The organism is Gordonia sp. YC-XJ4, assembly GCF_059511865.1.
Genome location: NZ_CM183447.1, coordinates 4,157,004 through 4,179,833 on the forward strand (window position 1 = coordinate 4,157,004; position 22,830 = coordinate 4,179,833).

The 22,830-nt window shown below is 65.5% G+C and carries 23 protein-coding genes; 15 read left to right on the top strand and 8 right to left on the bottom strand.

Annotation, left to right across the window (positions count from 1 at the left end; all coding sequences use genetic code 11):
- Positions 1-126: 126 nt before the first annotated feature.
- From AC5ZH6_RS18620 to AC5ZH6_RS18630, 3 genes are read left to right on the top strand one after another with little or no spacing between them, the layout of a single operon-like run.
- Positions 127-615, top strand: coding sequence for a hypothetical protein (locus tag AC5ZH6_RS18620; protein WP_020170529.1), 489 nt, complete (start codon positions 127-129; stop codon positions 613-615).
- Positions 608-1,333: a hypothetical protein gene (locus AC5ZH6_RS18625; protein ID WP_496167629.1), complete on the top strand. Its 726-nt coding sequence runs from the start codon at positions 608-610 to the stop codon at positions 1,331-1,333. The genes AC5ZH6_RS18620 and AC5ZH6_RS18625 overlap by 8 nt, the downstream gene beginning before the upstream one ends.
- A gap of 6 nt (positions 1,334-1,339) precedes the next feature.
- Positions 1,340-2,050 carry a hypothetical protein gene (locus AC5ZH6_RS18630; protein WP_020170526.1) on the top strand — a complete coding sequence of 237 codons (711 nt, stop codon included), beginning with the start codon at positions 1,340-1,342 and terminating at the stop codon, positions 2,048-2,050.
- A gap of 32 nt (positions 2,051-2,082) precedes the next feature.
- Here the strand turns inward: AC5ZH6_RS18630 and AC5ZH6_RS18635 are convergent, their stop codons facing one another.
- The gene (locus AC5ZH6_RS18635; protein ID WP_496167630.1) at positions 2,083-3,021 is read right to left on the bottom strand and encodes an IS3 family transposase; all 939 of its coding nucleotides are present in this window, start codon (positions 3,019-3,021) and stop codon (positions 2,083-2,085) included.
- On the bottom strand, positions 3,018-3,308 hold the full coding sequence (locus tag AC5ZH6_RS18640) for a transposase (protein ID WP_005195137.1): 291 nt from the start codon (positions 3,306-3,308) through the stop codon (positions 3,018-3,020). The genes AC5ZH6_RS18635 and AC5ZH6_RS18640 overlap by 4 nt, the downstream gene beginning before the upstream one ends.
- A 100-nt stretch (positions 3,309-3,408) precedes the next feature.
- On the opposite strand from AC5ZH6_RS18640, the gene AC5ZH6_RS18645 reads away from it, so the two are divergent.
- From AC5ZH6_RS18645 to rsgA, 5 genes are all read left to right on the top strand, one after another.
- Entirely contained in the window at positions 3,409-3,774 is a 366-nt protein-coding gene (locus AC5ZH6_RS18645) for a hypothetical protein (RefSeq protein WP_020170525.1), read from the top strand.
- 48 nt (positions 3,775-3,822) lie between these two features.
- Positions 3,823-4,035: a hypothetical protein gene (locus tag AC5ZH6_RS18650; RefSeq protein ID WP_006370671.1), complete on the top strand. Its 213-nt coding sequence runs from the start codon at positions 3,823-3,825 to the stop codon at positions 4,033-4,035.
- A 76-nt stretch (positions 4,036-4,111) separates the two neighbouring features.
- The gene (locus AC5ZH6_RS18655; RefSeq protein WP_020170524.1) at positions 4,112-4,498 is read left to right on the top strand and encodes a VOC family protein; all 387 of its coding nucleotides are present in this window, start codon (positions 4,112-4,114) and stop codon (positions 4,496-4,498) included.
- A 46-nt stretch (positions 4,499-4,544) separates the two neighbouring features.
- On the top strand, positions 4,545-5,810 hold the full coding sequence (gene aroA / locus AC5ZH6_RS18660) for a 3-phosphoshikimate 1-carboxyvinyltransferase (protein WP_020170523.1): 1,266 nt from the start codon (positions 4,545-4,547) through the stop codon (positions 5,808-5,810).
- A complete protein-coding gene (rsgA, locus tag AC5ZH6_RS18665) occupies positions 5,807-6,874 on the top strand; it encodes a ribosome small subunit-dependent GTPase A (RefSeq protein WP_020170522.1) in 1,068 nt (355 codons plus the stop codon). The genes aroA and rsgA overlap by 4 nt, the downstream gene beginning before the upstream one ends.
- Positions 6,875-7,069: 195 nt before the next feature.
- Here rsgA and AC5ZH6_RS18670 read toward each other — a convergent pair whose 3' ends face one another.
- Positions 7,070-7,816: a GntR family transcriptional regulator gene (locus AC5ZH6_RS18670; protein ID WP_006370667.1), complete on the bottom strand. Its 747-nt coding sequence runs from the start codon at positions 7,814-7,816 to the stop codon at positions 7,070-7,072.
- A 50-nt stretch (positions 7,817-7,866) separates the two neighbouring features.
- A complete protein-coding gene (locus AC5ZH6_RS18675; protein ID WP_288338424.1) occupies positions 7,867-8,889 on the bottom strand; it encodes a LacI family DNA-binding transcriptional regulator in 1,023 nt (340 codons plus the stop codon).
- Positions 8,890-8,961: 72 nt separating this feature from the next.
- On the opposite strand from AC5ZH6_RS18675, the gene AC5ZH6_RS18680 reads away from it, so the two are divergent.
- The 3 genes from AC5ZH6_RS18680 to AC5ZH6_RS18690 are packed head-to-tail and all read left to right on the top strand — an operon-like array spanning position 8,962 to position 12,072.
- Positions 8,962-10,137, top strand: a complete 1,176-nt coding sequence (locus AC5ZH6_RS18680) for a phytanoyl-CoA dioxygenase family protein (protein WP_288338423.1) — start codon at positions 8,962-8,964, stop codon at positions 10,135-10,137.
- Between the two features lie 50 nt (positions 10,138-10,187).
- Positions 10,188-11,072, top strand: coding sequence for a sugar phosphate isomerase/epimerase family protein (locus AC5ZH6_RS18685; RefSeq protein ID WP_006370664.1), 885 nt, complete (start codon positions 10,188-10,190; stop codon positions 11,070-11,072).
- Positions 11,073-11,085: 13 nt separating this feature from the next.
- Positions 11,086-12,072 carry a Gfo/Idh/MocA family protein gene (locus tag AC5ZH6_RS18690; protein ID WP_288338422.1) on the top strand — a complete coding sequence of 329 codons (987 nt, stop codon included), beginning with the start codon at positions 11,086-11,088 and terminating at the stop codon, positions 12,070-12,072.
- Between the two features lie 83 nt (positions 12,073-12,155).
- Here AC5ZH6_RS18690 and AC5ZH6_RS18695 read toward each other — a convergent pair whose 3' ends face one another.
- Genes AC5ZH6_RS18695 through AC5ZH6_RS18705 form a run of 3 tightly spaced genes read right to left on the bottom strand, consistent with a single transcriptional unit; the run spans position 12,156 to position 14,992 of the window.
- Positions 12,156-12,968: an ATP-binding cassette domain-containing protein gene (locus AC5ZH6_RS18695; protein WP_020169801.1), complete on the bottom strand. Its 813-nt coding sequence runs from the start codon at positions 12,966-12,968 to the stop codon at positions 12,156-12,158.
- A gap of 4 nt (positions 12,969-12,972) precedes the next feature.
- Entirely contained in the window at positions 12,973-14,031 is a 1,059-nt protein-coding gene (locus AC5ZH6_RS18700; protein ID WP_026919952.1) for an ABC transporter permease, read from the bottom strand.
- A 16-nt stretch (positions 14,032-14,047) separates the two neighbouring features.
- Positions 14,048-14,992, bottom strand: coding sequence for a substrate-binding domain-containing protein (locus tag AC5ZH6_RS18705; protein WP_370530147.1), 945 nt, complete (start codon positions 14,990-14,992; stop codon positions 14,048-14,050).
- 471 nt (positions 14,993-15,463) lie between these two features.
- On the opposite strand from AC5ZH6_RS18705, the gene AC5ZH6_RS18710 reads away from it, so the two are divergent.
- Positions 15,464-16,924 (top strand): sugar porter family MFS transporter, encoded by a 1,461-nt coding sequence (locus AC5ZH6_RS18710; RefSeq protein ID WP_006370659.1) that lies wholly within the window; start codon positions 15,464-15,466, stop codon positions 16,922-16,924.
- A gap of 100 nt (positions 16,925-17,024) precedes the next feature.
- Here AC5ZH6_RS18710 and AC5ZH6_RS18715 read toward each other — a convergent pair whose 3' ends face one another.
- A complete protein-coding gene (locus AC5ZH6_RS18715) occupies positions 17,025-18,035 on the bottom strand; it encodes a LacI family DNA-binding transcriptional regulator (protein ID WP_496167635.1) in 1,011 nt (336 codons plus the stop codon).
- A gap of 156 nt (positions 18,036-18,191) precedes the next feature.
- Between AC5ZH6_RS18715 and AC5ZH6_RS18720 the strand changes: the two genes are divergently transcribed.
- The 3 genes from AC5ZH6_RS18720 (at position 18,192) to AC5ZH6_RS18730 (ending at position 22,711) form a co-directional block, all read left to right on the top strand.
- Complete coding sequence (locus AC5ZH6_RS18720) at positions 18,192-19,385, top strand: Gfo/Idh/MocA family protein (protein WP_496167637.1); 1,194 nt, start codon at positions 18,192-18,194, stop codon at positions 19,383-19,385.
- Between the two features lie 40 nt (positions 19,386-19,425).
- A complete protein-coding gene (locus tag AC5ZH6_RS18725; protein ID WP_496167638.1) occupies positions 19,426-20,448 on the top strand; it encodes a sugar phosphate isomerase/epimerase family protein in 1,023 nt (340 codons plus the stop codon).
- A 634-nt stretch (positions 20,449-21,082) separates the two neighbouring features.
- The gene (locus AC5ZH6_RS18730) at positions 21,083-22,711 is read left to right on the top strand and encodes an HNH endonuclease signature motif containing protein (protein WP_496167639.1); all 1,629 of its coding nucleotides are present in this window, start codon (positions 21,083-21,085) and stop codon (positions 22,709-22,711) included.
- Positions 22,712-22,830: the final 119 nt, after the last annotated feature.

The following is a 22,830-nucleotide window of genomic DNA, read 5'->3' on the forward strand; positions in this document are numbered from 1 at the left end:
GCGAGCCCCTCGGATCCGACGGTAACGAGTTCTCAAGTTTCTCCGAGTCGCGTCACCGACGGCTATCAACGCCCACCCAACGTCGCCTGGACAAACAACTGGAACCCCAGCCCGGCCACCGACCTCATGAGCGCCGACGCCACCTTCCTCCGCGCCTACGAAGAAGCCCAAGACATCGCCATCATGAGCGGATACACCGCAAGCGGCGCCTACCCAGGCTTCGCCACCGCCGACCGCAGCGACAAGAATCCCCGCCTCTACGTCGGCGGCCCCAACCCCGGCATCTACCGCGGATTCGCCACCCGAACCGTCCTATCACTCACCGATGTCACCCCGGAGACACGCACAGCCACAATCTGCGTCGCCCTGAGCATCAACCCCATCAACAAACTGTCCCTCAGTTACGGCATCGACACCGTCACCTACCGCCATACCGGAACACCGCCACCCACCAACCAACACGGCATCCGCCAAGCACCGACCGGCAACGTCTTCGGCGACTGGTACGCCACCGACGACGACATCGGCGTCTCCAACTCCGACCCGACATGCACCCACGAACCCGTCAACCAGCAAGCCACCCCCACCCCCGGCTGGCCCGAATACGGTGTCTGACACCACCATGGCTCATCGCAAACGAACGCTGACCACCACACTGACTCCCCTGATCGTGCTCACCGCCTTATCCTTATCGGCCACCGTGTTATCAGCCTGTGCCACAACACCATCCAGAAACACGCACGCATCGTCCACCACGACCAGCCCGCAATCGGCCGACGGCTATCAACGCCCACCCAACGTCGCCTGGACAAACAACTGGAACCCCAGCCCGGCCACCGACCTCATGAGCGCCGACGCCACCTTCCTCCGCGCCTACGAAGAAGCCCAAGTTATAGCAGCACTGAGCGGGTATACCGCGTCCAGGTCCTACGTCGGTTTCACCGTCGCGGACCGCACCATCAAGAATCCCCGTCTGTACGAGCACGGCGTTAAGGAATGGACATATACCGGATTTGCCACCCGCACCATCCTCACTCTCAGCGCGCCCACTGCTGACACTCGAGTCGCCACAATCTGCGTGGCCCTGAGCATCAACCCACTCAACAAAGTGTCCCTCAGTTACGGCACCGACACCATCACCTACCGCCATACCGGAACACCGCCACCCACCAACCAACACGGCACCCGCCAAGCACCGACCGGCAACGTCTTCGGCGACTGGTACGCCACCGACGACGACATCGGCGTCTCCAACTCCGACCCGACATGCACCCACGAACCCGTCAACCAACAGGCCACCCCCACCCCCGGCTGGCCCGAATACGGCGTCTGACACACCATGGCTCATCGCAAACGAACGCTGACCACCACACTGACTCCCCTGATCGTGCTCACCGCCTTATCCTTATCGGCCACCGTGTTATCAGCCTGTGCCACAACACCATCCAGAAACACGCACGCATCGTCCACCACGACCAGCCCGCAATCGGCCGACGGCTATCAACGCCCACCCAACGTCGCCTGGACCGAGAACTGGAACCCCAGCCCGGCCACCGACCTCATGAGCGCCGACGCCACCTTCCTCCGCGCCTACGAAGAAGCCCAACAAATCGCCATCGTCAGCGGATACACCGCAACCGGCGCCTACCCAGGCTTCGCCACCGCCGACCGCAGCAAGAAAAATCCCCGCCTCTACGTCGGCGGCCCCAACCCCGGCATCTACCGCGGATTCGCCACCCAAACCGTCCTATCACTCACCGATGTCACCCCAGAGACACGCACAGCCACAATCTGCGTCGCCCTGAGCATCAACCCCATCAACAAACTGTCCATCAGCTATGACATCGACACCATCACCTACCGCCACACCGGAACACCGCCACCCACCAACCAACACGGCACCCGCCAAGCACCGACCGGCAACGTCTTCGGCGACTGGTACGCCACCGACGACGACATCGACGTCTTCACCACCGACCCGACATGCACCCACGAACCCGTCAACCAGCAAGCCACCCCCACCCCCGGCTGGCCCGAACGCGGTGTCTGACTGTGGTTCCCCCGGAATCGTGGAGGACTCCTCTATGCGGCTTCGGGCTCGGTGACTGCGGTGTTCTCGTAGTCGACCGGACTCATCATCCCGATCGCGCTGTGGCGACGCTGGTGATTGTAGAAGCCGTAGCACCACTCCAACACGACCGCCTGCGCCTCCATGATAGTATGGAACTCGTTGCGTGACAACACTTCCCACTCCAAAGAAGAGAAGAATGCCTCCGCTGCGGCGTTGTCGAAACACGATCCGACCCGGCCCATCGACTGCCGGATACCCATCTTCTGGCACAGCCTGGTGAACCGTCTCGCGGTGTACGTCGACCCACGATCGGTGTGGAAAATCAGCTTCTGCGCATCGTCATCACGCCATATCGCCTGCATACCGCCCCGCGTGGCGACCCCCATCTCGATCGCCGCACACGCCAACGCTGCATCCGGGTGACGACTGGTGGCCGCCCCCAGCAGGCGGCGACTGTAGAGGTCGATGACCGTGGCCAGATACAGCTTGCCCGCCGCGGTCGGGATCTCGGTGATGTCGCCGACCCACCGCTGATCGGGGCACTGTGCGGTGAAATCGCGACCCAACAAATCGGGGAACTTCGGGGCGGTCTTGTCCTGACGGGTCAGCCCGTTGCGCCGGCGGATCCGCCGCGCGACCAGGCCCTGACGACACATCGAATCAGCGACAGTCTTCTCGGTCACCGTCCACCCGTCAGCACGCAGATCCGCATGCAGGCGCGGTGACCCGTGCAGGCCGCGGGCCTTGTCGAACGCCACCGCCACGGCCCGGTCGATGGTGTCCCGGCGATAGTCGCGGGTGGTGTGCAAACCCGTTGCCGCACCCGGCGATTGGGTCCGCTTATGCCATTTGTAGAACCACGCCTCGCTGACCCCGAGCAGCCGGCAGGACACCGCGTGTGGCACCCGATAGTTGGTCCTCTGGTCGGCGATAAAGCGTGCCACGCTCACTTCGTCGCCTCCTTCACCCACAGGACCACTGATCGCTTGAGGACATCACGCTCCATGCGCAGCTCGGCGACCTCGTCACGCAACCGTTTGAGCTCAGCAGCGTCATCAACGGTCAGCTCGCCGCGGCCCTCCCGCTCGGCGCGCGCCCGGTTGACCCAGTTACCCAAGGTGCCCTCGTTGACCCCCAGGTCTCGAGCGACCTGGGCGATCGGCTTACCTGTCTCCTCGACGATCCGGACCGCCCCATCACGAAACTCCCGGTCGTACTTCTTCCGCTTCTCTGGCATCGTGCTCCTCATTATCGATGCCTCTACGGTTCGGGGGGAACCTCAGACAACCATGCCCGCATCCTTCAGCGATCCCTTCGAGTCATTTGCCTCTCCGGAGATGAGGGCCGAACGAGCCCGAAATTCAGCGCGTCTCGACGAGCGTCTGCACCAGCGCGCCGATGAACTCCGCGCCGCGGGCGAGGAAAAACCTCGGACCTCGCGTACCCCGACGGACGGAAGCAACGCGGCCTCGGACGACTTCGAGCGCTTCTGCGCCGACCCGGACGCTCGTCTCGCCGAGTTTCGTCGCCGGGTCGACAGTGCGATCGACGCAGAGCTCGACGCCGATGCCCATGCGCGCGCATTCGGCATCGGCGAGCAGCGACGCCACATCATCGTCGAGCAGGAGCGAGCCACGTTCCTCGATCAGTTGCGACGCTTCATCCGTACTCATCCCGATGCGCAGTGGGTGGAACCAGCGTGACGCCGGCAATCCGGCGCCACGTGTGAGCCACGGCCGTATCGTTGTCCCATGAACAGCCCACAGCCCGAAGAACTCGACGACCCGGACATCCCGCACGACTACCCGCACGAATCCGCCTTCGCCTTCGGAGACGCCGAGCCGATCGGTGAGACCGATCGCATCGCCCGGGAGAAGGCGATCTACGAGGCGGGCCGTCATGGCAACGACCTCAACCGCGGTCACGCGCTCGGCGGGTCGGACGGCACCACCGAAGGCCAGTGATCCGAGCGCACCGGACCCGCGACGCGCCGGGCGTATTGTCCTGTCCGACCGATCGGTAGCGGTGTAGACACAAGGCATGGAGGTCCTCAGTAGTCGCGTCGTGCTCCGTTCACGAGACCCGGAATCGTTGCAGCATTTCTACCGTCATCAGCTGCGTCTCGCCGTTGCGCGGGAGTACCCGGGCGGCATCGTCTTTTACGCCGGTAACGGCCTGATCGAGGTTCCCGGGCACATGAGTTCCGATCTCGACACCACCATCGAACCGTCGGGCGCACTGTGGCTGCAGGTACGCGACGTCTCGGCCGCCGAACGTGAACTGCGGTCGGCGCACGTCACGATCGAGCGCGAACCGCTCACCGAGCCGTGGGGCCTGATCGAGATGCATGTGCGCGACACCGACGGCCGGCTACTCATCATCGTCGAGGTCCCGCCGACGCACCCCCTGCGTCTGGACAACCGCTGACCGGGACGGGACCGGACGTGGCAGGCCCCATGACAGACTGGACCGCATGAGCACGTGGAATGCGCCCGTCGTGTCGGGGCCGGTGAACGCGACCGTGGACCTGCCCGGGTCCAAGTCGATCACCAATCGGGCGTTGCTGCTCGCCGCGCTCGCCGACGGCCCGTCGACCCTCACCGGCACACTACGAAGCCGCGACACCAATCTCATGCTCGCCGCTCTGACCGGACTGGGCATCGGCATCCGTGTCGACGCCGCCGACCCGACGACGGTCTCCATCGAACCGCGACCCATGCACGGCACCGACGTCTATTGCGGGCTCGCAGGCACCGTCATGCGATTCCTGCCGCCGATGGCGGCGTTGGCGTCGGGACCTGTCGACTTCGACGGCGATCCGCAAGCGCGTCAGCGACCGCTCACGACGATCCTCGATGCCCTGCGTGACCTCGGTGTCACCGTCGAGGGCGACTCCCTGCCGTTCACGGTGGTGGGCACCGGATCGGCTCGCGGCGGCGAGGTCACGATCGATGCGTCGGGGTCGTCGCAGTTCGTGTCCGGGTTGCTGCTGACCGGCGCACGATTCGACGAGGGACTGACCGTGCGGCACGTCGGAGGTCCGGTTCCGTCGATGCCCCACATCGAGATGACCATCGCGATGCTCGCGACAGCCGGTGTGAAAGTCGTTGTCGACGAACCGAATATCTGGCACGTCGATCCGTCGCCGATTCGTGCGGTGGACTGGGCGATCGAACCCGATCTTTCCAACGCGGCCGCCTTCCTCGCCGCGGGCGCCGCGACCGGCGGGGCGGTCAGCGTGCCACGCTGGCCGGCCGTCACCACCCAGCCCGGCGCCCAGATCGCCGACATCCTCGCCGAGATGGGTTGCACCGTCGAACTTCTCGACGGTGCGCTCACCGTGCGCGGACCGCTTCGACTGACCGGTATCGACCGCGATCTGCGCGAGGTCGGCGAACTGACACCGACGATCGCGGCACTGGCTGCCCTCGCCGAGAGTGAGTCCCGGCTGACCGGCATCGCCCATCTGCGCGGCCACGAAACCGATCGCCTGGCCGCACTGGCCACCGAGATCGGGCGTCTCGGTGGCGATGTCACCGAGCTCGACGACGGCCTGATCATCCGGCCGGCCCCGTTGCACGGCGGGCACTGGGAGTCCTACGCCGACCACCGGATGGCCACCGCAGGCGCGATCATCGGCTTGCGCGTGCCCTCGGTCACCGTCGACGACATCGAGACCACGTCGAAGACCTTGCCGGACTTTCCGGGTATGTGGCAGAAGATGATCGGGCATCCGTGAGCCGTCGCGCGGACAGTTACGACGAGTCCGATGTCCGGGTCCGCCCCGGCAAGGGGAGTCGTCCGCGCACCAAAACCCGTCCGGCACATGATGATGCGGAGTCGGCAATGGTCGTCTCGGTCGATCGCGGCCGCTGGGGTTGCGTACTCGATGGCGATCCGGATCGTCGTGTGGTGGCCATGCGCGCACGTGAACTCGGCCGCACCCCGATCGTGGTCGGCGACGATGTCGGGGTGGTCGGCGACCTGACCGGGAAACCGGATTCACTGGCTCGGATCGTGCGAGTCGACGAGCGGCGAACGGTCCTGCGGCGCACCGCCGATGACACCGATCCGTACGAGCGGATCGTCGCCGCCAACGCCGATCGCCTCCTGATCGTCACGGCTATGGCCGATCCCCCACCCCGGACCGGATTCGTCGAACGCGCCCTCGCCGCGGCGTATGTCGGTGGGCTCGAACCCATCTTGTGTCTCACCAAGTCCGATCTGGCCGATCCCACCGAGTTCACCAGTGCCTTCGACGGACTCGACCTGATCATCGTGCGGGCTGGTCGTGACGATCCACTTGACGACGTCCTCGGCTTGCTGCGCGGGCACCTCACCGCATTGATCGGGCACTCCGGCGTGGGCAAGTCAACCCTGGTCAACCGCCTTGTGCCCGAAGCCGAACGGGCCACCGGTGTGGTCTCGGGGGTCGGCAAGGGCCGACACACCTCCACCGCGTCGGTGGCGTTGGTGTTGCCGCCACATCCCGATGACGCGCGAGGTCCCGAGGACCAGGGCCGACGGTCGTGGGTGATCGACACCCCCGGCATCCGTTCGTTCGGTCTCGCCCATGTCGACGCCGACGACATCGTCGACGCCTTCGACGATCTGCGCGATGCCATCGAGAACTGTCCGCGCGGTTGCACCCACCTCGGACCGCCTGCCGATCCGGAATGCGCACTCGACGACCTCACCGGCGCCTCGCATCGTCGCGCGATGGCGGTGCGGCGCCTGCTCGTCGCGGTGGGTGGCGGCGGGAGCGAACCCGAGCCGGAATCGACGAGCGTCGACTCGGAGTAGGTTGGCGGTGGGGGGTGGGGCCGGTGGGTGGTGGTCGGTGGTTACGAAACCAGCGTCGGCGCAAGCGGTCTCGAGGCTCGGCGCACGCGCCTCGCACCTCGACCATCGGGCTTGGAACCATCGGGGGAACGGCCTGCCCCCCCCCCCGATGGTCGAGGTGCCCGGCGCCCCCGGCGCCGGGCCTCGAGACCCGCCTCAGCGATCGACGACGGTTGTCTCGAAGAAGTAGCGGTCTGCGCGGTAGGCGTGGCGACCCACCTCGACGACCTTGCCCGCGTCGTCGAATGCAGTGCGCTGCATGGTCAGCAACGGCGCACCCGGCTCCACGTCGAGCAGAGTGGCCTCCTCGGCGTCGGCGGCTTTCGCGCCGATGACCTGGCGGGCAAGCCGAATGTGGACGCCCTTGGCGCGCAGCCCCTTGTAGAGGCCGCCGTCCTCGAGATCGCCTGGCGGCGGGCAGATGTCGGCGGGTAGGTGATTGGTCATCACCGCCAGTGGCTCGCCGCCTGCGCTGCGTAGCCGTCGGATGGTGACAGCCTCCGCGTCTGCGTCGAGACCGAGATCGGTGCGCAGGTCGTCGTCGGGCACCGACCGCCGGTACTCGAGAAGCTGTGTCTCCGGGTGCATTCCGGCCGTGCTGAGATCGTCGAACAGGCTGGTCAGTTCCACCGAGCGGTTCACCGGGCTCTGCACCACCTGGGTGCCGACGCCCCGTTTGCGCACGACGACCCCTTTGTCGACGAGCTCCTGGATCGCCTGGCGGATCGTCGGGCGGGAGAGCTTGAGCCGTTTGGCGAGATCGAGCTCGTTCTCGAGGCGATCACCCGGAGCGAGCTCGCCACCGATGATCGCGGCCTCGATCGCGCGGGCGAGCTGGTGATACAGCGGCACCGGGGTCGACCGATCGAGATCGATCTGGAGCTGCGTGGTGGCCTGTGTCATGCCTCACAGTATGTCATAACAACCAAACATGTGTGTCTTTGACAGGTCGATCAGTCGCCCGGGATGTTGTGCGGCGTGATGACGGCGATCTCCGACACCTGCGGACGATAGCCCCCGGCGAGAGCGCCGTGATGGCTCATCACGGTCTGCGCAACCTGCCGCATGTCCGAGCGCAGGTCATGGTGGAGCACCGCGGTGATACCGCCGCTGCGCAGCAGATCCCGATTGGCGGGGCCGAGATCGTGACCGAGGAAGACCTCGCAATCTCGGTGGCCATCGGCGAAGGCTGCGACGATGCCCTTGTTGCCACCGCCGATCGAGTACACCGCGCCGATACGCGGATTGTCCTGTAGCGCACGGTATGCCAATCGCCGACTGGTGGCGTCGAGCCCGTCGGAACCGGAGACGTCGATGATGCGCCGTGTCGGATCGTCTCGTCGCATGATCGCCCGGAACCCCATCTCACGCTCTTCCTCGCCGCGGAACATCTCACTGCTCGTCATCACCAGGATGTCGACGTCGGTGTGCCGCAGCCACTGCTGCATCAGGTAGGCCGCGGTGGCCCCTGCCGCCCGGTTGTCCATGCCCACATATGCCAGGCGGGTGCTCATGGGTACGTCGGTGACGAGCGTGATCACCGGGATACGCACCCCGGTGAGGCGTCCGATCGCCTCGGCAACCTCGGGGGTGTCCGGCGCCTTGAGCACCACGGCCTGACTCCCCTGACGCGCGATGGCATCGAGGGTCGCGATCAGGTCCTCGACCGGCCACGTCTCGTGCAGGTGATATCGCGCCCGGAAGATCGCCGGTCGCAGGCCCGGCAACTCGGCCTCCAGTGCCGAGCGCACCATCGACGAGAATCGCCGCGGCGTCTCCATGACCAGGTCGATCATGAATTGTCGCCCCGACAATCGCAGTTGCGCGCGCTGCCGGTCGAGGTCGGCGATGGCCTGCTCGACCTGGCGCACCGTGCCCTCCCGGACACCGGGCCGGCGGTGCAACACACGGTCGACGGTCGCCTCGGACACGCCAGCCTGCCGAGCTATTTCCCGTACCGGATAGCGATGCGGCATGAACCCTCCTGAGGGATTCTTGATGGGAATCTGATCTTGTTCGGACAATGCGATCTTGCCATTCTGAGGACCATGCACCTCGCCACCAGTCTTCTCGCCCACCGCGTGACCCCGGACGACTGCCGGATCGACGACTTCGTCGCCTCGATCGAGCAGACCACCGACCTCGCCGACTATCCGCACGCCACATCCGTCGCGCGCAACGTCCTCGTCTACGACGCGGCCACGCTGCGCCCGCTGATCGCCGACCCCGAGGCACGCGCCGCCATCGGCGACGAACTCGCCGACGCGCTGCTCACCGGTCCGGGTATCGTCGTTTTCTCGGGAGCGTTCGACGAGAGCAATGCGCTGGCCGAATCGACTCGGATCTATGGGGACATCATCGCCGAGCAGCATGCCGCCGGAGAATCCTTCGGCGATCACTTCGCCGCCCCCGGCGCCAACGACCGGATCTGGAATGCGTTGCAGAAGCTCGCTCTTCGCGATCCCCAGGTGTTCGTGCAGTACTACCGCAACGACATCCTGGCGTTGATCTGCGAGGCCTGGCTCGGACCGATGTATCAGGTGACCTCGGCGATCAACGTCGTCAATCCCGGTGGAGCCGCCCAGAACCCGCACCGCGACTACCACCTCGGCTTCATGTCGACCGGTACCGCCGAACGTTTCCGCGCCCACATCCACCGTCTCTCACCCGCTCTGACATTGCAGGGCGCGGTCGCGCACGTCGACATGCCGCTGGAGTCCGGTCCGACGATGTATCTGCCGTATTCGCAACGGTACGAGCAGGGGTACGTGGCATTCGGCCTTCCGGAGTTCCGAGAATACTTCACCGCCAACCACATCCAGTTGCCGCTGCGTGCCGGCGACGCCGTGTTCTTCAATCCGGCACTGTTCCACGCTGCCGGCCACAACACGACGACCGACGTCCGGCGCATGGCGAATCTGCTGCAGGTGTCCTCGGCTTTCGGACGGGCGATGGACGCCGTCGACCGCTCGGCGATGCTGCGCGCACTGTATCCGTCGCTACTCGCCCTGGCCGCCCAGGGCGAGAGCACCGCAGTCGCGAACGTGATCGCCTCGGCGGCCGAGGGATACGCCTTCCCCAGCAACCTGGATCTGGATCAGCCACTGTCGGGGTTGGCCGGCGAGACACAGGCCGAATTCGTTGCCCGCGCCCTCGATGGACGTTTCACCACAGCACATTTCGAACGCGAACTCACCGAGCTCGATCGCCGTCACACCCCGTAAACGCCACATCCCTTGACCGCCACATTCTTTCCCAACCCAGAGGTGACACCATGACCAACGACCCACGAATCGCCGCCGCCCCCATCTCCTGGGGTGTGTGCGAAGTACCTGGCTGGGGCCTGCAACTGCACCCCGCACGCGTTCTCGGTGAGATGCGCGAACTCGGGATGAGCGCCGCAGAGACCGGCCCGGAAGGCTTCCTGCCCGACGACCCTGCCGCCCTGCGCGACACCCTGAACTCCTATGACCTGCGCTGCGTCGGGTCGTTCGTTCCCGTCGTCCTGCACGACGCCGACCACGATCCGGCGCCTCAGGTCCGCGCGGCACTCGAACGCTTGGCCGTCTCCGGCGGCGACGTCCTGGTGCTGGCGGCGGCGACCGGCACCGACGGATACGACTCCCGGCCGGTGCTCGACGCCGACGCCTGGCGCACGCTGCTGACGAACCTCGATCGGATCGACGCGCTCGTCACCGAGCAGAACATTGTCGCGGCGCTGCATCCCCATGTCGGCACGATGATCGAGAACCGAGCCGAAGTGCTTCGCGTGCTGGAGGATTCGTCCATCGGCCTGTGCCTGGACACCGGCCACCTGTTGATCGGAGGCACCGACCCCGGCGAGATCGCCGAGAACTTCGGCGACCGCATCCGGCACGCCCACCTCAAGGACGTCCGCGTGGATCTCGCACAACGGGTCCAGCAGGGTGCGGCGACCTACACCGAGGCCGTCGCCGCAGGAATGTACGTGCCGCTCGGCGCCGGTGACGCCCGGATCGAACACGTCGTGAGCACGCTGCGCGAGAACGGATACAGCGGCTGGTTCGTCCTCGAGCAGGACACCATCCTCACCGACGAGGCCGCCGCCGACGACGCGGCAGCCGACGTCGCGGTGTCGATGTCGTTCCTGCGGCGGATCTGCCGACCGGCGGTGGTCTGAGTACGGTCGGGGTATGACCGCACCGCCGCTGCGTATCGGGATTCTCGGGGCGTCGCGGATCGCCGAGAACGCCATCGTCGGGCCTGCCCACGAACTCGGACACCGACTGACCGTGGTCGCCGCCCGCGATCGGCATCGCGCGGAGTCCTTCGCCGCCACCCACCGCGTCGAGCGCGTCGTCGACTCCTATGCCGAGGTGATCGGCGATCCGGAAATCGATCTGATCTACAACCCGCTTGCGAATGCGTTGCACGGGCCGTGGAATCTTGCGGCGATCGCGGCGGGCGTGCCGGTGCTCAGCGAGAAACCGTTCGCCCGCAACGCCGTCGAAGCGCAGCAGGTAGCCGCGCAGGCACGCGCGGCCGGCGTTCTGGTGCTCGAGGGATTCCACTACCGGTTCCACCCGCTGATGCATCGCACCCTCGACGTGCTGCACGGCGGGGTGTGCGGCGATCTGCAAACGATCGAGATCACGATGGGCATGCCCGAACCGGCGCCTTCGGACCCACGCTGGGAGTACCGACTCGCCGGCGGTTCCGTCATGGATCTCGGCTGTTACGGCCTGCACCTGTTGCGCACCCTCGGCCGGTTCGCCGGCGGTGCGCCGCGCATCACCGGAGCGTCGGCGATCGTGCGAGGTGACCAGATCGACGCATCGAGCCGGATCGAGGTCACCTTCCCGAACGGCGCCACCGGCGTCAACACCAACACGATGCTCGACGACCACTACACATTCCGCGCACACATCGTCGGCACCACCGGATCGCTGACCCTGCACGACTTCTTGTCGCCGACCCGTGACAACCGCCTGAGCATCACCACGGCATGGGATACCCGCGTGGAGGAGGTGACCCGCCGCAGCACCTACACCTTTGCGCTCGAAGCGTTCGCGGCGGCACTGCGCGACGGCGCGTCCCTGCCGATCGATCTCGACGACGCCGTCACCAACATGGCCTACATCGACGACGCGTACCGGGCGGCGGGACTCGAACCACGCTGAGGTCCACACCAATTGGTGGACCGCCCGGTCCCATTCGGGGCCGGGCGGTCGTCTCTGGTGCGGCTGTCACCGCTGGGGTGGATTCAGTGTCGTAGTTCGTGGCTGAGGGTGTCGAGTTCGTCGCCGCCGGCCATTTGTTGGGTGAGTTCTTCGAGGGTGATCTGGTCGTAGGTGCAGTCGAGTTTTTGTTGTCCGCGGTTGAGGAGGACGAAGTGGTCGCCGACGAGGTGGGCGTGGTGGGGGTTGTGGGTGATGAACACGACACCGAAGCCTTGGTCGCGGGCTGCGGAGATGTAGCGCAGGACGGTGCCGGATTGTTTGACGCCGAGTGCGGCGGTGGGTTCGTCGAGGATGAGCACGCGTGCGCCGAAGTAGATGGCGCGTGAGATCGCGACGCATTGGCGTTGTCCGCCGGAGAGTGAGCTGATGGGGGCGTCGACGTCGGGGAGGTCGATTCCCATTTTCATGAGTTCTTCTTTGGTGGTGGCGCGCATGGCTTGGATGTCGAGCATCCGTAGTGGGCCTTTGCGGAGTTCTTGGCCGAGGAAGAAGTTGCGCCAGACCGGCATCAGGCCGACGACGGCGAGGTCTTGGTAGACGGTGGCGATGCCGAGGGACAGGGCGTGTTTGGGTGATTGCAGGACGGTGTCGTTGCCGTCGACGAGGAGGGTGCCTTCGGTTTGTTGGTGGAGTCCGGCGATGATCTTGATCAGGGTGGATTTCCCGGCGCCGTTGTCGCCGAGGACGCAGGTCACCTCGCCGGCGTTGACGCGCAGGCTGATTCCGGTGAGTGCGATGATGGTGCCGTAGGATTTGCCGATGTCGCGGAGTTCGACCAGCGGTACTTTCCCGCCGTGGGAGTCGGGTTCGACGCGGTCTTCGATCACTGTGCTCATGGTGTCACCTCTTGGCCGCGAATGTGCGGAATGTGTTGTTGGCGAGTACTGCGAACAGCAGCATCACGCCCATGAAGAATTTGAACCAGTCGGGGTTCCAGCCGGCGTAGACGATGCCTTGGTTGACCATCCCGAAGATGAATGCGCCGATCGCGGCGCCGATGGCGGTGCCGAAACCGCCGGTCAGTAGGCATCCACCGACGACGGCGGCGATGATGTAGAAGAACTCGTTGCCCACGCCTTGCCCGGATTGCACGGTGTCGAAGGCGAACAGCAGGTGCATGCCGACGAACCAGGCGCAGAATCCGACGAACATGAACATGCCGATCTTGACTCGGGTGACCGGTACGCCGACCGCGCGGGCGGAGTCCTGGTTGCCGCCGACGGCGAAGATCCAGTTGCCCACGCGGGTGCGCATCAATACCCAGGTGGCGATCAGGGTGAACACGATCCACCACACCACGGTGATGCGTACCGATACCCCGAACAGGTCGAAGGAGGAGGCGAAGACTGCTTTGGCGGAGTCGAATCCGGCCATGTCGGAGATCGAGGGGGTTGCGACCTGCCCGGTGACCAGTTTGGTCACGGCCAGGTTGATGCCGGTGAGCATGAGGAATGAGGACAGGGTGATCAGGAACGACGGGATTTTCGTTTTCATCACGAGGTAGCCGTTGAAGAACCCGACCGCCAACGCCAGCACCAGCGCGAGTACGCCACCGACCCACACGTTGAGGTGCAGGTTGTAGGCCAGCATCGAGGCCATCAACGAGGAGAACGTCACGGCCACACCGGTCGACAGATCGAACTCGCCGCCGATCATCAAGACCGCGACCCCGCACGCCATGATCCCGATCGTCGAACTCGCATACAGGATGGTGGCCAACGCCTCGGGGGTGCGGAACGGTGGGGCGACGATGCAGAAGAACACGAAGATCGCGATCGCCCCGACCAACGCCCCGATCTCCGGGCGAACCAACACCCGCTGCAACGGTTTCCGACGCTTGATCCGCTCATCGGTGACCACCGTATGCGTCGACAGATCCAAGTCTGTTCGAGTACTCATCAGTTTTCCTTTCGCCTCAACGGGTTCCACGCTTGGCGTACTCGGCGACCTTGTCGATGTTCGACTTGTCGATGAAGGACGGACCGGTGAGCACCGCGTTGCCACCACCGATGGTGTTGCGGTTGGTCAGGTACAGCCACAGGGCGTCCACCGCGAGGTACCCCTGGAGATAGGGCTGCTGGTCGACGGCCCAGGCGACCTGGCCATTCTGGATCAGCGGCACCAATGCCGCATTGGTGTCGAAGGTGACGATCGTGGCGTTACTACCGGCGTTCTGCTTGGACTGCACGGCAGTCTGGGCGATCGGGGCACCAAGGGTGACCACATGATCGATGGACGGATCCTGTTGCAGCTTGGCAGTCAGCGTGCTCTCCACCGACGGCATGTCCTTGCTGTTGACGTAGAGGGTCTCGGTGCTACCACCGGTGAATCCCTTTGCGACACCGGCACAACGGGATTCGAGGGCCACCTGCCCTTGCTCCTGGATCACGCACAGCACCTTCTTCGCACCCTCTTGTGTGAGGCGCTGACCGGCCTGTGCGCCGGCAATGGTCTCGTCCTGCCCGAAGTATTGGGTGATACCCATTGCTTTGTAGTCGCTGATCCCCGAGTTGAAGGCGTCGACCGCGATACCCGCGGCCAGCGCGTTCTTCACCGCTACCGACATCGCGTCCGGCTTGGCCAGCGTCACCGCGATGCCGTCGACCTTCGAGTCGATCGCCGACTGGACCAGGTTGGCCTGGTTGGGCGCTTCCGGGTCTGAGGAGTATTGGAGTTTGACGTTGTCCTTCTTCGCCGCCATCTCGGCGCCCTTACGGATCAGATCCCAGAAGGTGTCACCGGGTACCTCGTGGGTGATCATCGCGATCGTCAGTTCCGCGGTGCCGGCGCTGCCGACCCCTCCGCCGCCTCCGCTCTCATCAGGTTTGCCACCCGTACTCGAGCACCCACCGACAACCATCACGGCTGAGACTGCGATGGCCGCGAACACGGCTGCTCTTCGAGGCCGACCGAGCCCGCGCTGAATGGAGTTCATCGTCGTTGCTTCCCTTTCGTCACCACAGCAGCTGCATGAGAAGCCACTGTGCGCCCCTGATGTAATACCCGTCACATCGCGATTGTCAAGACTTTGTCAAGACATTCGCATGTACTTCCCGAGTTCATCTCTCACGTCAGGCGCTCTGCAGGATGTCGCGCCGACCCTGTCGCGCTTGTCAGGACAAACTTTCGCGGGCCACATGGCGATCGCGTCAAGCCGCGGCCGCATGCCAACACCCCGCAGACGATCACGGGTTTCGGGACGTCGCAGGTGTCGGGGCCACACACCGAACATCGAGAACTTTTGTTAGGACATTTGCACATACTGGGTTACGATCACGGATGTGACTGCCATCACTGATGGTGGTAGATGTAAGTCAAACCAAGGAGTGCCATGTCCACCACAGACGACCACCCGGGTCTGAAACATTCGATTCTCCCGCCGCTGGGAACGGGACCGTTCCGGCGGCGTCTGCACGCCGTGGCGCTGATCGCCACGCTGGGCGGCCTGCTCTTCGGCTACGACACCGGCGTCATCAACGGTGCTCTCGAGCCGATGAAGACCGAGCTGGGACTGACCCCGTTCACCGAGGGCGTCGTCACCAGCTCACTGCTGTTCGGCGCGGCGTTCGGTGCCATCGCCGGCGGACGACTCTCCGACGCAATCGGCCGCCGCAAGTCGATCACACTCCTCGCGACCCTGTTCCTCATCGGAACCCTCACCTGCGTCTTCGCGCCGGGCTTCGGGGTGATGGTCATCGGCCGCGTGATCCTCGGCCTGGCCGTCGGCGCCGCGTCGACCGTGGTCCCGGTCTACCTCGCCGAGCTGGCCCCATATGAGATCCGTGGCTCGCTCGCCGGTCGCAACGAGGTGATGATCGTCGTCGGTCAGCTCGCGGCCTTCGTCATCAACGCCATCATCGGCAACATCTGGGGCGAAGAGGACGGCGTCTGGCGCATCATGCTCGCGGTCGCCGCGCTCCCGGCGGTCTGCCTGATGGTCGGTATGATCCGCGTGCCGGAATCCCCCCGCTGGTTGATCTCGCAGAACCGCCGGGAAGACGCCTACGACGTGCTGAAGACGATCCGCTCGCAGCAGCGCGCCCGCGCCGAGGTCGACATGGTCGAGGAACTCCACGAGATGGAGGAGACCGCGATCCGCGGCAGCTGGACCGCCTTGCGCGACAACCGCTGGATTCGACGCATCGTGCTCGTGGGTATCGGACTCGGTGTGGCACAGCAGCTCACCGGCATCAACTCGATCATGTATTACGGCCAGTCGGTGCTCAAGGATGCCGGATTCGCCAGCAACGCCGCCCTCATCGCCAACATCGCTCCCGGCGTGATCGCGGTCATCGGCTCCACCACCGCACTCTGGCTGGCCCAGAAGATCAATCGCCGCACCACCCTGATCCTCGGTTACAGCCTCACCACCGTCTGCCACTTCCTCATCGGCATCGCGTCCCTCGCACTGCCGGAGGGCAACGCGGCACGACCGTGGGTGATCCTGACACTCGTGGTCCTGTTCGTCGGATCGATGCAAACCTTCCTCAACGTCGCCACCTGGGTGCTGCTGTCGGAAATCTTCCCGCTGCACATCCGCGGTCTGGCGATCGGCATCTCGGTGTTCTGCCTGTGGATCACCAACGCCCTTCTGGGACTGTTCTTCCCGACGCTGGTGGCCGCCACCGGCATCACCGGCACCTTCTTCCTCTTCGGCGGCGTCGGCATCCTCGCTCTGCTCTTCGTCTGGACACAGGCGCCCGAAACCCGGGGTCGCACACTGGAAGAGGTCGAGGAAGACGTCACCACCGGCCGCATCTACCCCAGTCGCAAGATCAAGGAACTCATCTGATCGCGACGTGAACATGCGGTTGTGAACACGGGACGAGCTCCCGCACCGGGTCACCGGTGCGGGAGTTCGTTCGTCGGTGAGAGTTCTGGTGATACCGGCCTCAGCGTTCGCGCGGCACAGACGTGGTGCCGCGCACGACGAGTTCGGGTACCAACGTCACGACCGACCGCTCGGTGCGGTGACCGTCGAGGCGTGACACCACCGCATCGATGGCGCGATCGGCCTGCGCGTGCGGTTGCTGGCTCACAGTGGTGAGATCGACGTTACTCAAGCGGGCCATGACGCTGTCGTCATAGCCGGTCACCGAGACCTGCTGTGGCACCTCGGCTCCCGCTCGGCGCAGTTCGTCGAGCACACCGATCGCAAGTCGATCGTTGGCACACACCACCGCGGTCGGCAACTCGCGGGACAGCAGGGCTCGCGACGCGGCCATCCCCGCGTCCTCGGTGAACGACTCCGCTTCCACCACGGCGTCGGCGGCGGAGATACCGTGATGCCGCAGTGCACGCAAGAACCCTGCGCGACGGTCCGCGGCGATGGACCCCGGCCCGCCGGCCACATGCACGATCTTCGTATGACCGAGGTCGACGAGGTGATCGACCACCGCCGCAATACCCTTGCCGTCGTTGGTGCGAACGACATCGACTGACCCGGAGGCGATGCGCCGGCCGAGGACCACCGTGGGCACCTCTGCCGCGAACTCCTCGATCGATGCGGTGTCGAGCTCCGGGCCGATGAGCAGCATTCCCTCGCAACGAAAGTCGCGCAGCGTCTCGACGACGCGTGTTTCGCCGTGCGTCGGGGTCACCGCGCCCAGGACGATCTCGTATCCCGCGCGGTCGGCCGCCGTGACCAGCGCCTCGGCGATCTCGGCGTGAAAGCTGTTGCTGATCTGGGCGACCACGCCGATCAGATGAGAACGCCGGGCCGTCATCAGCGCCGCAGTCCGGTTCATCCGATAGCCGAGCTCGTCCGCTGCGGCCATCACCGCACGGCGGGTGTCGTCGCCGACTCCGGGAGCCTTGCGAAAGACCAGGGACACAGTCGCTTTGGACACCCCCACCTTATCGGCGACGTCCTGCATGGTCGGTCGATTCGACGACGATCGCATCGCACACTCCCCCTTCTCTACCTGGGCTCTCCACCCGTGCCCGTCAAGGCTTGACACCGTGACGTGACGGCGTTCATAGTAGACGAACTAGACCGGTTTAGTAGACCGGTACAGCAGACCTCCCATCCACTATTCGTCACCAACCCCGGAGATCCCATGTCCTCGAACTCCCTCGGCGTCGCCGTCATCGGCGGCGGTATGGCCGGCCGCGCGCACGCCGCCGGCTATCGGACCGCGTCCACCCTGTTCGGCACCGACCGGCCCGACGTGCGTCTGGTGGCGATCGCCGACGCGAATCCCGCGATCGCCGATGACAACGCCAAGCGCTACGGATACGAGCGGGCCGAGTACGACTGGCAGTCCATCGCCGCAGCCGACGACATCGACGTGGTCAGCGTGGTCGTCGCCAACCACCTGCACCGCGAAATGGTCGAGGGACTACTGGCCGCCGGCAAGCACGTGCTGTGCGAAAAGCCGCTTGCCGGTTCACTTTCCGATGCAGAGGCCATGCTGTCGGCGGCCCGCGACGCCTCGACGCAGGCCGCGGTCGGCTACACCTACCGTCGCGCGCCGGCCGTCGAGCAGATCCGTCGCGAGCTGGCCGCCGGAACCGTCGGCGACCTGGTGCACTTCAACGGGCACTACTGGTGCGACTACGCGCTCGACCCGACCTCGCCGATCACCTGGCGCTATCAGGGCGAGCCCGGCACCGGCGCTCTCGCCGATGTCGGCAGTCACCTCATCGATCTCGGTGAGTTCATCTGCGGACCCATCGCGTCGATCTCCGGCGCACGCTTCCACACGGTGATCACCGAACGTCCGGTTCCGATCGGCACCACCTACGGTCACACGAAGGGCGCGGTCTCCGACGAGATGGAGCCCGTCGGCAACGAGGACATCGCAACGTTCACCGCGACCTTCGCCTCCGGTGCGATCGGTACGTTCTCGGCGTCGAGGGTGGCGCACAGTCTGCCCGACGGACTGGGATTCGAGCTGTTCGGCACCGGCGGATCGGCGTCCTGGGAGCTCGCGCGCATCGCGGAATTCCACCTCGCCGCCGACGACGTACGCGCCGATCTCAACGGTCCGCGTCGCATCACCATCGGTCCCGATCATCCCTACATCCGCGGTGGCCTGCCGATGGATGCCGGCGGCGTCGGCCACGGCAAGGCCGAACTGTTCGCCTACCAGGCTCGCGCCTTCCTCGACCAGGTGGCCGGCATCGACGTCCTCGGTCCGCTCCCGGACTTCGAGACCGGCCTGCATTCGATGCGGGTGGTTGCCTCGATCGCCGAATCCGCGGCCAACGCGGGAGCTACCGTCGACGTCAAGCCGCTCGAGAACGCCTGACCGTCACCAACTTTCCACGACAACAAGGAGACACAACACCATGAAGCTCGGTGTCTACAACGCCATCCTGCACGACCGCCCACTGCCCGAAGCACTGAAGGTGATCGGCGATCTCGGCCTCACCGGTATCGAGATCAACACCGGCGGATTCCTTCCCGCGGTGCACGTTCCGACGTTCGACGAAATCCTGGTCTCCGACGCTGCACGCGACGACTACCTGGCACTCTTCGACGGCACCGGGGTCTCGATCGCCGGTCTCAACTGCAACGGCAACCCGCTGCACCCCAAGCCCGAGATCGGTGAGCGCCACGCCGAGGACATCCGCCGCTCCATCCGTCTGGCCGAACGGCTCGGCCAGACGCGTGTGGTGACGATGTCGGGCCTGCCCGGCGGGGAACCCGGTGCCACGGTGACGAACTGGATCGTCAACGCCTGGAATTCGGCAGCACTGGACGTCCTGGACTACCAGTGGGAAGTGGCCGCACGGTTCTGGCGCGAGACCGACCGACTCGCCGCCGATCACGGCGTGAAGGTCGCACTCGAACTCCACCCGCAGAACCTCGTCTTCAACACCGCCGATGTCCGCAAGCTCGTCGAACTCACCGGCGCCACCCACGTCGGCGTGGAACTCGATGCGTCGCATCTGTTCTGGCAGCAGATGGACCCGGTGGCCGTCGTCCGCGAACTCGGCCCACTCGTCTTCCATGCGGCGGCCAAGGACGTACGGGTGAACACCGAGAACGCCGCACTGTACGGCGTTCTGGACAACCGGTTCCGCCGACTCGCACCCACCGAGGAGCGCACCAACCTCGGTGGCGACGAATGGGCCAACGAGTGGCCCAAGGACTCGGCATGGGATTTCGTGGCACTCGGTCGCGGCCACGACACCGCCTACTGGACCGAATTCCTTCGCGCTCTGCGTGACGTCGATCCCGACATGATGGTCAACATCGAGCATGAGGACGTCTCACTCGGCCGCATCGAAGGCCTCGAGATCGCCGCCGGTGTGCTGCTCGCCGCCGACCGCGCGCTGGAACAGGAGAAGGTCTCCGCTCACGGATAACACTCGGCAGACGGGCTTTCCCCGATGGTGGAGAGCTTCCATCACCCGACGCTCACTCCCTTCCCCCCGATGGTCGAGGTGCGAGCCGCGTGCGACGAGCCTCGAGACCGCCTGCGCCGGAGCTGGTTCCAGCTCGACGTGTGATGCGGATACCTGTCGGCGAGCGGGGTCTCGAGGCCTCGTCGCTGGCGCTCCTCGGCACCTCGACCATCGGATGGAAAGGTCCGGAGTAAAGCGACGGGGCGTTTTCTGACCGACGCTCGACCCTTTCCCCGATGGTGCAGCGCTTCCATCACCCGACGCTCACTCCCTTCCCCCCCGATGGTCGAGCGCTTCCATCACCCGACGCTCGCTCCTTTCCCCCGATGGTCGAGCGCTTCCATCACCCGACGCTCGCTCCTTTCCCCCGATGGTCGAGGTGCGAGCCGCGTGCGGCGAGCCTCGAGACCCTGGTGAGATGACAAGTATCGCAACCACATCCACTACCCACTCGACGTGATTGACCGCCCAGTCGACGCGCCCGAAAGAAGTTGTCCACAGATTTCTCTGGTCTGGCGATCATCGGACCGGTTTTGTCGGTACCCCTTCGTACACTTGTTCTCATCAAGTCCGATCGCGGGAGGGGAGGTACCTGGTGTCGACGACGTTGACGTTCACCGACCCGGAAGCCGACGCTGCCGCGATCACAGCCATGTCGCGCGACGAGCTCATCGAGACCGGCCCGGACCTGCTACGCGAGTCCCGCAAACATGAAGCGCGCGCGGTCCTGGCAGCCGCCGCGCTGGCAGATCGCGTGTATCGCGAGCGTTTGGCGGGCCAGTCGGAGGTCGAGGTGTGGGGCTCGGTGATCGAGCACGCCGACAAACTCGCACGCGCCGAAGTGTCTCTGCAATTCACGATCTCCCGCAGCAAAGCCGGCAGCTGGATAGCGCTGGCGGACCTCCTCAAAGAACTCCCCCTGATCCGCGCTGCGTATTTGAACGGGGAACTCTCCACCAACCGGGCCTCGATCATGGCGCGCGCCGCCCAACGTGGCGCGGACATCGACACCGACACCGACAGCGTCGACACCGGTGACGAGTCCGAGATGTCGTTCGAGGAGATCGTCCTGGATTACGGATCCCGTGCCACGACCGATCCGGTGCTGTCGCAACAGCTCGACGCTGCGTTGATTTCAATGAACCCCGACAGTGTCACCGAGGAACGCGAAGACATCGCCGACCTGGTGGGACACGTGACCATCACCCCCGATGTTGCGGGGCACTCCTCTCTGGATGCGGTTGTTCCCGCCCATTACGGGGTATTTCTCACGACGCAGATCAACGCCCTGGTTGACGAACGGACCTGCCGCAAGGACCCCCGCCGCGTGGGATCGCTGCGCGTGATCGCACTCGGGGAGATCACCGGTGTGCCGGGAGCGCACCTCGACTGCGAATGCGGCTTGGCCGATTGTGCCAAGGGCCGCACTGGCGACAGCAACGACTCGGCCGAAACTCCCTGCGATGCCGAGGATGCGGCAGGCTGGGACGACCTGCTCCCCGAACCTGTCGACGCCGACGCGCCTGAAGTCGAGGATGTCGAACCTTCCGTCGCGCCGGAGCCCTGCGCTGCGCAGGAGGTGGTCGATGCGGAGGAGCCGGTCGTCGAACCCGAGATCCCCGACCCGATTGATGAGCCGACGCCGGATGAGGTGCCGGTGGCGTTTGGACGGGCCCTGGTGGTACCCGGGGCGCCCATGTTGACGGTGGTCACTGACCCCGACGGTGTGCTGGTGCCCCGGTTGCAGGGATATGGGCCCATCGACCCCGACTACGCCACCACCCTCGCCGAGATAGCGAAAACGATCCACTACCCCGAATCCGCCCGCGCGGCTGGTCCGTTGATCCCGCAGATCTCCGACCGGCCCCAAGCGCCGCCGGCGGATCCGACCGGGCACGGCGGTCACACCGTGCCACCCCCTGGGGCATTGACCTATGCACCCAGCGCCACACTGCGCGCGGAGGTGCTCGCCAACGACGCCTGGTGCCGATACCCGTACTGCGGGATGCCCTCACACCTGTGCGACCTCGACCACTGGCGACCCTTCAACCACACCGACCCCGAAGCCGGAGGCTGGACAGTGCTCGGCGACCTGATCCCGCTATGTCGGGCCGATCACCAACGCAAACACCTCGCCGAATGGGTACCGACGCTCCTTCTGGATCGGAGGGTGGAGTGGCGGAGTCGACGGAGCGGGCAGGTAATTGTCACCTACCCACGGTGACGGGGTTCCGCTGTGGGGTGGAACCAGCTGCGGTGCAACGGGTCTCGAGGCTCCTCGCTAGCGCTCATCGCACCTCGACCACCAGAAAAGGGGGCACCTCGACCACCAGAAAAGGGGGC

Bases quoted from the DNA above. Each gene is read 5' to 3' on its own strand.
- AC5ZH6_RS18705 (WP_370530147.1), bottom strand. From the start codon at position 14,992: ATGGTTGTCGGTGGGTGCTCGAGTACGGGTGGCAAACCTGATGAGAGC.
- AC5ZH6_RS18680 (WP_288338423.1), top strand. From the start codon at position 8,962: ATGCACCTCGCCACCAGTCTTCTCGCCCACCGCGTGACCCCGGACGAC.
- AC5ZH6_RS18725 (WP_496167638.1), top strand. From the start codon at position 19,426: ATGAAGCTCGGTGTCTACAACGCCATCCTGCACGACCGCCCACTGCCC.
- AC5ZH6_RS18720 (WP_496167637.1), top strand. From the start codon at position 18,192: ATGTCCTCGAACTCCCTCGGCGTCGCCGTCATCGGCGGCGGTATGGCC.
- AC5ZH6_RS18690 (WP_288338422.1), top strand. From the start codon at position 11,086: ATGACCGCACCGCCGCTGCGTATCGGGATTCTCGGGGCGTCGCGGATC.
- AC5ZH6_RS18700 (WP_026919952.1), bottom strand. From the start codon at position 14,031: ATGAGTACTCGAACAGACTTGGATCTGTCGACGCATACGGTGGTCACC.
- AC5ZH6_RS18630 (WP_020170526.1), top strand. From the start codon at position 1,340: ATGGCTCATCGCAAACGAACGCTGACCACCACACTGACTCCCCTGATC.
- aroA (WP_020170523.1), top strand. From the start codon at position 4,545: ATGAGCACGTGGAATGCGCCCGTCGTGTCGGGGCCGGTGAACGCGACC.
- AC5ZH6_RS18650 (WP_006370671.1), top strand. From the start codon at position 3,823: ATGAACAGCCCACAGCCCGAAGAACTCGACGACCCGGACATCCCGCAC.
- AC5ZH6_RS18715 (WP_496167635.1), bottom strand. From the start codon at position 18,035: ATGCGATCGTCGTCGAATCGACCGACCATGCAGGACGTCGCCGATAAG.
- AC5ZH6_RS18695 (WP_020169801.1), bottom strand. From the start codon at position 12,968: ATGAGCACAGTGATCGAAGACCGCGTCGAACCCGACTCCCACGGCGGG.
- AC5ZH6_RS18645 (WP_020170525.1), top strand. From the start codon at position 3,409: ATGAGGGCCGAACGAGCCCGAAATTCAGCGCGTCTCGACGAGCGTCTG.
- AC5ZH6_RS18675 (WP_288338424.1), bottom strand. From the start codon at position 8,889: ATGCCGCATCGCTATCCGGTACGGGAAATAGCTCGGCAGGCTGGCGTG.
- AC5ZH6_RS18640 (WP_005195137.1), bottom strand. From the start codon at position 3,308: ATGCCAGAGAAGCGGAAGAAGTACGACCGGGAGTTTCGTGATGGGGCG.
- AC5ZH6_RS18685 (WP_006370664.1), top strand. From the start codon at position 10,188: ATGACCAACGACCCACGAATCGCCGCCGCCCCCATCTCCTGGGGTGTG.
- AC5ZH6_RS18670 (WP_006370667.1), bottom strand. From the start codon at position 7,816: ATGACACAGGCCACCACGCAGCTCCAGATCGATCTCGATCGGTCGACC.
- AC5ZH6_RS18620 (WP_020170529.1), top strand. From the start codon at position 127: ATGAGCGCCGACGCCACCTTCCTCCGCGCCTACGAAGAAGCCCAAGAC.
- AC5ZH6_RS18655 (WP_020170524.1), top strand. From the start codon at position 4,112: ATGGAGGTCCTCAGTAGTCGCGTCGTGCTCCGTTCACGAGACCCGGAA.
- AC5ZH6_RS18710 (WP_006370659.1), top strand. From the start codon at position 15,464: ATGTCCACCACAGACGACCACCCGGGTCTGAAACATTCGATTCTCCCG.